General features: G+C 75.9%; 7 protein-coding genes. 4 read left to right on the top strand and 3 right to left on the bottom strand.

Going from position 1 to position 11,739, the window contains the following annotated elements; all coding sequences use genetic code 11:
* The first annotated feature begins 132 nt into the window (after positions 1 to 132).
* Positions 133 to 1,593 carry an acyl-CoA synthetase gene (locus tag ACIG3E_RS10000; protein WP_399613599.1) on the top strand — a complete coding sequence of 487 codons (1,461 nt, stop codon included), beginning with the start codon at positions 133 to 135 and terminating at the stop codon, positions 1,591 to 1,593.
* Between the two features lie 249 nt (positions 1,594 to 1,842).
* Here the strand turns inward: ACIG3E_RS10000 and ACIG3E_RS09995 are convergent, their stop codons facing one another.
* Entirely contained in the window at positions 1,843 to 5,586 is a 3,744-nt protein-coding gene (locus tag ACIG3E_RS09995; protein WP_399613597.1) for a S8 family serine peptidase, read from the bottom strand.
* A 228-nt stretch (positions 5,587 to 5,814) separates the two neighbouring features.
* Here ACIG3E_RS09995 and ACIG3E_RS09990 point away from each other — a divergent pair, with 228 nt between their 5' ends.
* Positions 5,815 to 6,174: a CU044_2847 family protein gene (locus tag ACIG3E_RS09990; protein ID WP_399613595.1), complete on the top strand. Its 360-nt coding sequence runs from the start codon at positions 5,815 to 5,817 to the stop codon at positions 6,172 to 6,174.
* A gap of 32 nt (positions 6,175 to 6,206) precedes the next feature.
* Here the strand turns inward: ACIG3E_RS09990 and ACIG3E_RS09985 are convergent, their stop codons facing one another.
* Positions 6,207 to 7,511, bottom strand: coding sequence for an MFS transporter (locus ACIG3E_RS09985; protein WP_399614785.1), 1,305 nt, complete (start codon positions 7,509 to 7,511; stop codon positions 6,207 to 6,209).
* Positions 7,512 to 7,762: 251 nt separating this feature from the next.
* Between ACIG3E_RS09985 and ACIG3E_RS09980 the strand changes: the two genes are divergently transcribed.
* Both ACIG3E_RS09980 and ACIG3E_RS09975 read left to right on the top strand, forming a co-directional pair.
* Complete coding sequence (locus ACIG3E_RS09980; protein WP_138959557.1) at positions 7,763 to 8,800, top strand: rod shape-determining protein; 1,038 nt, start codon at positions 7,763 to 7,765, stop codon at positions 8,798 to 8,800.
* Between the two features lie 39 nt (positions 8,801 to 8,839).
* A complete protein-coding gene (locus ACIG3E_RS09975) occupies positions 8,840 to 10,354 on the top strand; it encodes a GAF domain-containing protein (RefSeq protein ID WP_399613593.1) in 1,515 nt (504 codons plus the stop codon).
* A 118-nt stretch (positions 10,355 to 10,472) separates the two neighbouring features.
* Here ACIG3E_RS09975 and ACIG3E_RS09970 read toward each other — a convergent pair whose 3' ends face one another.
* A complete protein-coding gene (locus tag ACIG3E_RS09970) occupies positions 10,473 to 11,663 on the bottom strand; it encodes an MFS transporter (RefSeq protein WP_399614783.1) in 1,191 nt (396 codons plus the stop codon).
* Between the last annotated feature and the right edge of the window lie 76 nt (positions 11,664 to 11,739).

Genomic DNA, 11,739 nt, shown 5'->3' with positions numbered 1-11,739 from the left:
CCGGCCCGTGGCCGGGGGCTTGGGGCGGCGGGGAGGTGGATAGGTTTGCCGGGGGAAGTGATCGTGACGCGGGCGGCGGCACGCCCTCAGCAAGCCGCCGCGCACACGCTGAGTACATACGGAGGACGACTCGTGGAACCCGAACCCCTCATCCCCGCCCTGACGGCGCCGGGCGACGCCCCGGCCCTGCGGTTCGGGGACCGGGCCCTGAGCTACGCCGGGCTCGGCGCGGCGGCGGGCGCGTTGGCCGACCGGCTCGTCGACGCGGGCGCGGCCCGCGTGGCCGTCTGGGCGACCCCCAGCCTGGAGACCGCCGTCGGCGTGGTGGCGGCCCTGCTCGCCGGGGTGCCCGCGGTGCCGCTCAACCCCAAGTCGGGCGAGAAGGAGCTGGGGCACATCGTCGGGGACAGCGCGCCGTCCCTGGTGCTCGCGGCCCCCGGCGACGAACTGCCCGCGGCCCTCGCGGGACTTGACCGCGTCGACGTGGACCCGGCGGCGGCCGGGCCCGCGCCCGCCACGCCCCGCGCGGTGTCCCCCGACGCCCCCGCCCTCGTCGTCTACACCTCCGGTACGACGGGCCCGCCCAAGGGCGTGGTACTGCCCCGGAGCGCGCTCGCCGCCACCCTCGACGCGCTCGCCGACGCCTGGCAGTGGACCGGCGACGACGTCCTGGTGCACGGCCTGCCGCTGTTCCACGTGCACGGCCTGATCCTCGGCGTCCTCGGGCCGCTGCGGCGCGGCGGATCGCTGCGCCACCTGGGCCGGTTCAGCACGGACGGCGTCGCCCGGGAGCTGGCCTCGGGGGCCACGATGCTCTTCGGCGTGCCCACGATGTACCACCGCGTCGCGGAGGCGCTGCCCGACGAGCCCAGCCTGGTCAAGGCCCTCGCGGGCGCGCGGCTCCTGGTCTCGGGCTCGGCGGCGCTGCCCGTGCACGACCACGAGCGGATCGCGTCGGCCACGGGGCGGCGCGTCATCGAGCGGTACGGCATGACCGAGACGCTCATGAACACCAGCGTCCGCGCGGACGGCGAGGCCCGCGCGGGCACCGTGGGCGTGCCGCTGCCCGGCGTCGAACTCCGCCTCGTCGACGAGGCCGACCGGGAGGTCCCCGCGGAGCCCGACGCCGTCGGCGAGATCCAGGTGCGCGGGCCGAACCTCTTCACCGAGTACCTCAACCGGCCCGACGCCACGGCGGCCGCGTTCGCCGACGGCGGGTGGTTCCGGACCGGCGACATGGCCGTGCGGGAGCCCGACGGGTACGTCCGCATCGTGGGGCGCAAGGCGACCGACCTCATCAAGAGCGGCGGGTACAAGATCGGAGCCGGGGAGATCGAGAACGCGCTCCTCGAACACGACGGGGTGCGGGAGGCCGCCGTCACCGGGGAGGCCGACCTCGACCTGGGCGAGCGGGTCGTCGCGTGGATCGTCCCCGCGGACCCCGGCCGGGTGCCGTCCCTCGACGAGCTCGCCGCCCACGTGGCGGACCGGCTCGCCCCCCACAAGCGCCCCCGGGCCCTGCACGTCCTCGACGCCCTCCCGCGCAACGACATGGGCAAGATCCTGAAGCGAGCCCTGACCGCGCCCAGCTGAACCGCCCCCACCGCTACCGCGGCGGGCCTTCCTCCCACCCGCCCGTACCTGCCCCGGTGACCCCGCCCGGCCCCGACCTGCCGGCTCGCACGCCGTCCCTCGTCTGCTTCGCCGCTTCGCGACGAACCCCGCCCACCCGTCCCGAAGAGGGGCGGGCGGGCGGGGTGTTTCAGCCCGTCCGGCGTTTGAGGACAAGCGCGGTAGCGCGGTGGGGTAAGGCAAGCCAGCGGCGCGGGGGCGGGGAGGGGGCTAGCGCACGCCCACGCCCCGCAGGATCTCCTGGGTGACCGCCCCGCCCCGGTCGTCCGAGGCGGAGCCCCGCAGCGACACCGCGGCAGCACCCCGCGGCACCCGCAGCTTCCCACTCCAGGACGCCCCGTCCCTCCGCAGCGGGACAACGGCCCACGACGCCCCGTCGTCGTAGGACACCTCAAGGCGCGCGGAGCGAATCGCGCCCGGGGCGGCGGCGCCCCGGACGTAGGCGGCCGAGAGGCCCACCGGCAGCGTCCGGCCCCCGCGCACGTCCCCGTACAGGTCGGTGTCGACGTCGAAGCCGAGGTTCAGCACGGGCAGGACGGTCTTGCGGTCGGCGGGGGTGCGGGCGGAGCGGACGGTCCACTCGGCGTGGCCCCGGGTGGCCAGGCGCCACCGCTCGGCGGAGAGCGTGGTGTCGGTCACGACCTTGTACGTGCGCTCCTCGGGCGCGGCGTCCCAGACGTACACGCCGGAGCTCTTCCGCCGGTCGACCAGCTCGCCGTCGGCGTAGACGGCGCTGACCTGCGTCATGGAGTCGTCGTTCCAGACGTCGCCGAAGCCGGTGTGGTCGGGCCCGGAGTCGCCCCAGCCGGGCACGTTGAAGGCCAGGTCGTCGCCGGTGCGCTCCTGGCCCCAGCCGAGCCCGGAGCCGAGCCACGGGTGCCAGACGGGCTTGAACCAGTTCAGCGCGGTGTGCTTGCCGCCCCGGTAGTCGACGAGCCCGCCGCGCTGCTCCAGGGCGGCGGGCCCGGCGTGCACGGTCTCGTGCCACAGGCGGCCCTTGCCGGAGGCGACGTAGTCGGTGCGCTCGGCGGGGTACGCGACCTTCTCCAGGAAACCGAGGCCGACGGGGAAGGTGTCGGTGAGGGAGTAGCGGAACTCCCCGCCGGGCGTGGCCTTGCGCGCGGGCGCGTGGAACGCGGCGTCCACGACGGCGAGTTCGCGCTTGCCCGGCGCGTAGGTGAGCGGCCGGTCCGGGACGGCGCCGGTGAAGCCGTCCTCCAAGTCGTAGACGTAGGGCGTATAGGGGGTGCCGGTCGTCTCCAGCGTGCGGCCCGCGCGCGCGGCGGCGAGCAGCCGCGCCCCGTCGGCGGCGCCGACCGTGGCGATCGTCAGGGGCCGGTCCGCGTTGTCGTCCGTGCCGAACCAGGCGTTGAGGCGGCCGGGCACGCCGTCGGTGACGAACAGCGCCTCGGCGCCCGCGTCCTGGGCCGCCTGGGCGAGCGCGGCGGGCGTGGGCTGCCCGGCCGCGCCGGTGCGGCGCACGACGGCGGCCTTGCCGCGCGCGTCCTTGCCCGCGTACGCGCCCGGGGTGCCGTCCCCGGCGTCGAAGGCCTTCAGCCGGGCCCGGCCCTCGGTGACGGTGCCGCCGGGCTGCGCGACGGCCGCGCCGACGCCCTTGACGTCGAGGACGGGCTTGCCGAGGCGCCAGACGGTGCGGTACTCGAAAGTGCCCTGCCGCACCTTCGGGGTCGGGGCCGCGAAGACGCTGTCGTACTTGACGGGCACCTGCACGGCGCCCTGGTAGGAGGAGCCGTTCGCGGTGCGGGCGGCCTCCATGAGCAGCTGCCGGGTCTCGGTGCGGCGCGGGACCTTCGCGGTGACCTCCCGCAGGTCGCGCGCGTCGAGGGTGACGGTCCGGTCCCGGTCGAGGGTGACCTCGGGCGCGGCGAGGAAGCCGAGGCCGAGGGAGTCCGCGCCGTGGGCACCGCGCACGTCGAGGAAGGAGGACAGCGAGTACGCGCCGGGCTTGAGCCGCAGCTTCAGCTCGCCGGAGCCGCCGACCGCGGCCGGGGTGGGGTCCGCGCCCTTGGCCAGCGGGTGCACCACGACGTCGGCGCCGGTCGGGGCGCCGTCGCGGTCCTTGACCCGCAGCGTGAGCGTGTACCGCTCCTCCTCCTTGACCAGGCCGAAGACGGTGTGCGCGACGCGCTTGCCGCCCGCGCTCGCGACGACGCGGCCGCTGGTGTTGCCGACGGGTGCCCGCGCCCCGTCGCCGGTGACGGTGGTGGCGGCGGTGCCGTGCGCGGGCACGGTGAGCTTCTTGTCGGCGAGCGTGACGACGCCGTCGGCGGCTCCCTCGGCGGCGAGGCTCAACTCCACCGGTTCGTTGGTCTCGTTGGTGTACGTCAGCGCCCTGCGCACCGGCTTGTTGCCGTCGTACGGCCACGCGTAGAAGCCGAGGTCGGCGGCGCCGGTCGCGGTCACCTTCGCGCCGATCGCGGACGGCACGTCCACGCGGCCCGCGCCGAGCGTGTACGCGGATTCGTCCAGCTCGTGCGACGTGGACATCAGGGCGTCCTTGAGCCGCTGCGCCGACCAGTCGGGGTGGCGCTCGGCGAGCAGCGCGGCGACGCCGGTGACGTGCGGGGTCGCCATCGACGTACCGCTCATGGTGGTGTAGTCGCCCTGGCCGGGGGTCAGTCGGGAGCGGGCGGCGAGGATGTCCACGCCCGGGGCGGAGAGGTCCGGCTTGAGGGCACGGTCGCCGTGGCGGGGGCCCTGGCTGGTGAAGTACGCGGCCTCGTCGGCGGAGTCGACGGCGCCGACGGTGAGCGCGGAGTCGGCGGCCGCGGGCGAGCCGATGGAGGAGGGCGCGCCGGTGTTGCCCGCGGCGACCACGAAGAGGGCGCCGGTCTCCTTGGTGAGGGCGTTGACGGCGGCGGCCATCGGGTCGGTGCCGTCGCTCGGCTCGCTCGAACCGAGGCTCAGGGACACGATCCTGGCGTCCACGTCCCTGGCGGCCCACTCCATCCCGGCGACGATCTGCGACTCGCTGCCGAAGCCCTCGTCGCTGAGCACCTTGCCGACGGCGAGCTCCGCGCCGGGCGCGACGCCCTTCTCCTTGCCGTCGGACGCGGCGCCGCTGCCGCCGACCGTGGAGGTGACGTGGGTGCCGTGGCCGCCCCGGTCGGCGACCTCCTCGCCGGGAATGAAGCTCTTCGTGGCGCCCACGCGGCCCTTGAGGTCGGGGTGGTCGGCGTCGACGCCGGTGTCGAGGACGGCGACCTTCACGCCCTTGCCGGTGAGCCCGGCCTGCCAGGCCTCGGGAGTGCCGATCTGGGCGTTGCTGGCCGCCATGTCCGCCCGGACCCGGCCGTCGAGCCACACCTTCGCGATGCCGCCGCCGAGGGCTCGCGGGGCCTTCCCGCCGCCGGTGACGCTCCGCCAGAAGGCCGGGCCGGGGGCCGCCTTGAGCGCGGCGCCCCGGATGCTGGGCAGCGAGCGGACCTGGCGGGTGCCGCGCGGCGCCTGGCGGGCGGCCGGGGCGTCCTTCTCGTACGTGACGATGAGCGGCAGGCCACCGGACGCGGCCCCCTGTGCTCCCTGCCGGGCTCCGACTCCTTGACGTATCAGCTCCGACACGTCGAAGAGGCGCTCGTCCAGGACGCCCGCGCGCAGATACGGGCGGGCCTCGTCCGGTACGACGGTGACGCGGCCGTCGACGACGCGCGTGCGCACGGCTCCGCTCGCGCCGCGCGGACGGTCGACGGTGACGGTCTGCTTGCCGCCGCCGAGCCGGGTGACGGTGACCTCGTCGCCGGTGACGAGGGTGACGGTGGACTGCCGTGTGTGCGCGGCCGGTTGGGGCGCACGGGGGTCGGGTCCCGGTGCCGCCGACGCGGGGGCGGCGGCCGCGGTCAGCCCCGCGGGCAGCAGGGCGAGGGCGAGCCCGGCGGGCAGGAGTGTGCGGCGGGCCCGGCGGGGGCGGCGGGCTTGACGGGGTCTCGGTCTCAAGGCGACCTCTCTTCGTCGGCACCACGTGCGGGTGGCGCCCGGGGCGCGGAGGCCCGCGAGCGATGCGGCAAGTGTCAGTCCGCTTGTGTTGCGGGAGAGTTGCGCGGGCCTGGCGGGAAGCTGCCAGGGCGGCTTCCCGCCAGCGGGGACCTCGGCCAGAATGTGGGCTCGGAGACCGAGCTGTGGGCCGCGGCGGGCCCGCGTGGCGACGGGGGCGGCATGGGCGGTATGGACGGTGGGTTGGTCGAGTACACGACGAACAGCGGCGCGCGGGTGGTCGTGGCGCTCGACCCCGACGACCTGGACGGCGTCCGGCTCGTCTCGCGCGGCGACGGGCCCGCGCAGGCCGCCCGCACCTTCGAGGCCACCCTGGACAGCGCGCGGGCGGCCGCCGAGTCGGCGCTCCAGGTGTTCCGCGACGGCACGCTCAGGCCGGACACGGTGGAGATCGAGTTCGGGGTGCGGATGACGGCCGAGGCCGGGGCGGTGCTCGTGAAGGGCTCCGCCGAGGGCCATCTCCTGGTGCGGCTCTCCTGGTCACCGGAGAAGGACCCCGCGCCGCGGGAACCTCGGCGCGGTGGCGGCTGAGGCCGACGCCTGCGCGCAGCCGCGTCGAGGCGTCAGGCCTGCGGGTCGCGGGCGTCGTAGCGGAGGAAGGCGCGCCAGCGCAGCACAAGGAGGCCCACCGCGAGCACGCAGGCCGCGCCGCCGCCGACGATCGCCACCCGGGGCGAGGTCAGGTCGCCGACCGTGCCCGCGAGGAAGTCGCCGAGGCGGGGGCCGCCCGCCACCACCACGATGAACACGCCTTGCAGGCGCCCCCGCATCGCGTCCGGCGTGGCCGCCTGGAGCATGGTGCTGCGGAACACCATGGAGATGGTGTCGGCGGCGCCCGCGAGGGCCAGGAAGACGACGCCCAGCCAGAGGTCGCGGGTGAGGCCGAAGACGGCGACGGCCGTGCCCCAGCCCGCCACCGAGAGCGCGATGGCGAACCCGTGGTGGTGGACGCGGCCGAGCCAGCCGGAGAACACGCTGCCGAGCAGCGCGCCCACGGCGGGCGCCGCCGCGAGCAGGCCCGCGGTCTTCGCGTCGCCGCCGTACCAGACGACGGCGATGGCGGGGAACAGCGCGCGCGGGTGCGCGAGCACCATCGCGCACATGTCGGTGAAGAACGTCATGCGCAGATTCGGCCGGGTGGCGAGGAAGCGGAGGCCGTCGACCACGGAGGCCCGGCGCCGCTTGCCGCCATCCGCCGGGCCTCCGCCGCCGTCGGCACCGTCGTCGCCGGGGAGCATCGACGGCAGCCGCCACATCGCGTACAGCGCGGCCGTGAAGGCGACGGCGTCGATGGCGTACGCCGCCTGGTAGCCCCACAGGCCGACGATGAGGCCGCCCAGCATGGGGCCGACGGTCGTGCCCGAGGTGGTGGTCAGGGAGGTGAGGGCGTTGGCGGCGGGCAGCTGCTCGGGCGGGAGGAGGCGGGGGATCATCGCGGTGCGGGCGGGCGAGTTCAGGGCGCCGCACATCGCCTGGAGCGCGACCACGCCGTACAGGAACCACACGTGGTGGAAGTCCGCGAACGCCGCCGCCGCGAGGACCACCGACAGGGCGCACAGGCCCATGGCCGAGTACAGACCGAGCTTGCGGCGGTCCACGGTGTCCGCGATCGCGCCCCCGTACAGGCCGAAGACCACGAGCGGGACGAGCGAGAACAGTCCGACGAGGCCGACCGAGAAGCTGGACCCGGTGATGTCGTACACCTGGAGGGACACCGCGAGGGCGGTCATCGCCTGGCCGACCCAGGAGACGGTGTTGCCGAGCCAGAGCCGCCGGTAGTCGGCGGAGGTCCGCAGCGGGGTCAGATCGGCGAGGATACGGCGCTTGGGCGCGACGGACGCACCGGAACCGGGCCCCGCGTCCGCTATGGCGGGGCGCTCGTCGTCAGTCGCGTCTTCAGTGGATGCTCGTGTCACACGGGATGCTAACCGGCACTCCTGGAGGCCAGGAACTGAATTACGCGCAGGGTGTGTCCGGCCCGTGCGGTGGGCGGAACCACCCGCTCGGCCGCACCCCGCCCGGCCCACCCCCGCATGCGGCCGCCCCCGGGCCCCCGCAGGATGCGAAGGGCAGGGCCCGCCGCCCGGTGGGCCCCCGCGTGCTCTCGGGAGGATCCGCCGTGACCGTCAGTCTGGAACAGCTGCGCCGCTGCCATATCGGCGTCGACCTGGGGGCGGCCCGCACGCGCGTGTTCGTGAAGGGGGCCGGGCTCGTCGTGGACGAGCCGAGCGTGGCCGCCGTGAACACGCGGACGGGCGCGCTCATCGCGGTCGGCCAGTTCGCGGAGCAGATGACGGGACGCACCCCCGCCTACATCCGTGTCGTACGCCCCGTCTCCGGCGGCACGGTCGTCGACATCCAGATGGCCCAGCGCATGCTGCGCAGCCTGCTCGGCGAGAAGCTGCGCCGCACCCTGCGCCGCAAGCCCCGCCTGCGCGCGGCCGCGTGCACCCCGCACGACGCGGACCCGCTCGCGCAGCGCGCCACCGTCGAGACCCTGGTGGGCCTGGGCGCGCGGCGCGTGGAGCTGGTGGACACGCTGATCGCGGCGGCGGTGGGCTGCGGGCTTCCGGTGGAGCGTGCCGAAGCCACCATGATCATGGTGTGCGGCGCCGCGACCACGCAGGTCGCGGTGCTCTCCCTCGGCTCCATCGTGACGGCCGAGCGGATCCCGGTGGGCGGCGAGGCCATCGACCACGCGATCGTGCAGCACCTGCGCCACCAGCACGAACTGATGCTGCCCTCCCAGTCGGTACGCCCCCTGCAACTCGCCCTCAGCGGCAACGGCCTGACCCCGCACGGCCCCGAGTCCACCGAGATCCACGGCAGGGACGTGGCCACGGGCCTGGCCCGCTCCGTCCAGGTCGACACGGCGGCCGTCCGCAACGCCATCCACACCCCGCTCACCGCCGTGCTCGACGGCATCGGCAAGGTGCTGCGCGACTGCCCGCCGGACCTCGTGGCCGACCTCGCCGACCGGGGCATCATGATGGTCGGCGGCAGCGCGCTGCTCCCCGGCCTCGACCAGATGCTGCGGAACGCGACGGGCATGCCCGTGCACATCGCGGAGCGGCCCGACGTGTGCGCGGTGCTGGGCCTCGGTGCCATGCTTGAGGGCAAGATCCAGCCGCTGGTCCTCGCTCCCCTGACAGGCTGACGAGGCTCGGCCCGTCCGTGACGGGAGTACGCCGCCGCCATGACCGACGACGTCGTCAGCGGAGCTCCGCCGCCCCTGCCGCTGCTCCTGGACGCGGTCATCGGCATCGGCACGGAGCTGTCCCTGCGCCCCACGCTCCAGCACATCGTGGACAGCGCCGCCGCGTTGACCGGGGCCCGGCACGCCGTGCTGCGGGTCTTGGCGGCGGAGGGCGCGCGGCCGGAGCGGTTCACGGCCGGAGCGGAGCCGGAGCCCGGCGCGACGGGCTCCGGGGACGACGGGGACGACGGGGACGACGGGGACGACGGGGACTCCGTGCTGAGCGTGCCCATCCACGTCCAGGACGAGGAGTTCGGCCTGCTCCGCCTCACCCACGAGCGGGGCGGCGCCTTCACCGCCGAGGACCGGGGGATGCTGCGGGTCCTCGCCAGCCAGGCGGGCATCGCCATCGCCAACGCCCGCCTGTACGAGACCGCCCGGCAGCGGGAGCGCTGGATCGAGGGCGCGGCGGCGGTCACCACGGCCCTCCTCACCGGCGAGGCGGCGCCCGACGCCCTGATGACGGTGGCTCAGCAGGCCCGGCTCCTCGCGGACGCGGCGGCGGGCGTCGTCCTCCAGCCGACGGCCGAGGGCGGCATGCGGATCGTCGCGGCGGCGACCTCGGGGTCGGCCGGGCCGGGGTACCGGCGCCACCCCGCGGCGGCCGCGCAGAACGACCTCATGGGGACCACCATCGAGCCCGGCAGCGCCGTACTGGAGCAACTCCTCGGCGGGCAGCCGGTGTTCATCGAGGACTCGGCGACCGACCCCCGGATGACGACCCACGTGCGGTCCCGGTTCGGGCCGAGCATGATGCTGCCGCTGCAGGCGGGCGGCCGTCTCATCGGCACGCTCGCGCTGCCGCGCCGCCGCGGCGAACGCCCGTACACGGCGGTGGAGCGGCTGCTCGCCACCCAGTTCGCCTCGCAGGCCGCGCTCGCCCTCGTGCTCGCCGACGCGCAGCAGTCCCGGCAGCGGCTCGCCGTGTTCGAGGACCGCGACCGCATCGCCCGCGACCTGCACGACCTCGTCGTCCAGCGGCTCTTCGCGACCGGCATGATGCTGGAGTCGACGCGCCGCAGGGCCGGTTCCGCCCCCGAGCAGTCGGCGCTCGACCAGGCCGTGGACGAGCTGGAGTCCACCATCCAGGAGGTGCGGACGGCGATCTTCGCGCTCCAGCAGCCGCCCGCCGACGCGCCGACGACGTTCCGGGGCAAGGTGCTCAAGGAGACGGCCGGGGCGGGCGCGGTGCTCGGGGTGCAGCCGTCGGTGCACTTCACGGGCGCGGTGGACACCCGGGTCACGGAGCCCACCGCGGGCCGCCTCCTCGCCGCCCTGCGCCGGGCCCTGGCCGCGACGTCTCGGCGCCCGGGCGTCACCCGGGTCGAGGTGACGGTGGAGGCGGGGGTCCTGCCGGACGGGCGTGCCGGTGTGCGGCTTGTCGTCCATGACGACGGGGAAGCGGACTCCGCCTCCGGCACGGGCACGACCACCACCTGGCAGGCCCCGTTGTAGCCGGGCCCTCCGGGGGCTGCCGCCCCTCGGACCCCCGCCTCACCGGCGCTCCGCGCCTTGTCCTCAAACGCCGGACAGGCTGAATCCTTCGGCCGCGCGCCGTCGCCTTCCGCCGAGATCAGGCCGGAGACCTGCTGAACCCCCGGCTGCTCGGCACCAGGGCCGCCAGGGCCGGGGCCGCGAAGCACAGGGCGGCGCAGGTCACGAGCACCGGGCGGGGGCCGAAGGTGTCGATGGCCGGGGCGATCAGGGCGAGGCCCGCGGGGGCGAGGCCGTAGGACAGCATGAAGTCCAGGGACGACACCCGCGCCAGCTTGTCGGGCGCGACCTCGCGCTGGGTGGCGGTGAACCACGGCACGTTGAACAGTTCGATGCCCACCCCGGCCACCGCGTACGCCGCCACGACGACCGTCCAGTGCACCGGCAGGACGAGGCTGAGCGGCGCGAAGCCGTAGAGGGCGAGGCCCGCGAGGGCGGCCCGGCCCTGGGCGCGCGCCCGCCAGCGGGCGACGACCAGGGCGCCGCCGAGCGCCCCCAGCGTGTACGCGGTCATGGCGGCGGCGAGCACCACCCCGGTGTCGTACTTGTCGCGGCTGACCAGCGGCAGTGCCACGCCGGTCGCCGAGTAGCCGGTGGCTATGACGGTGGTCAGCGCCCCGAGCCCGGCCAGAAACCAGGGGTGGCGCCGGGCCTCCCGCAGCCCTTCGCCGAACTCGGCGAGGAGGGAGGGGCGTTCACCGGTCGTGCCCGCGGCCGCCGCTTCCGCCCGGCCGGGGCCCGGCACCAGCGCCGCCACCAGCCACAGCAGGCCGATCCCGAGCAGCAGCGCCCAGGTGTCGAGGACCACGGCGAGCAGCGCGGTGAGCGCGGGTCCGGTGAGCGTGGTGGCCCGTACGGACAGGGTCATCGCGGCGTTGGCGGCCTGGCGCCGGTCCTCGTCGACGACCTCGGCGGTCAGCGCCTGGAAGGCGGGGCGGCACGCGCCCTGCCCGGCGCCCGCGACCACGGCGGCCGCGAGCATCAGCGGGAGCGAGCGGCCGAGGCCGAGCGCGAGGAGGGGGGTCGCGGCCGCGGCGGCGAGGCCCGCCCAGAGCACGACGCCGCGCCGCGAGTACCGGTCGGCGAGGACGCCGCCGACGGCGACCGCGACGAGGAAGCCCGCGGTGCGGGCGGCGAGCAGCAGGCCGAGGGTGCCCGCGCCGATGGCGCGGTCGAGCACGGCGAGCCCGAGGACGAAGGGCAGCGCCCAGGTGGCGAGCCCGGACGCGGTGGTGCCCGCCCAGAGCCGCAGGAAGGCGGGCTCCCGCAGGACGCTCCGCGCGGGGACCGTGCCTCCTTCCGCCGCGCCCCCTTCCGCACCCTCGGCGGGCCCGGCCGCTTGCGTT

It is taken from the genome of Streptomyces sp. NPDC053474, from assembly GCF_044544845.1.
Taxonomy (GTDB): Bacteria; Actinomycetota; Actinomycetes; order Streptomycetales; family Streptomycetaceae; genus Streptomyces.
This window is presented reverse-complemented; position numbering and strand designations above follow the sequence as displayed.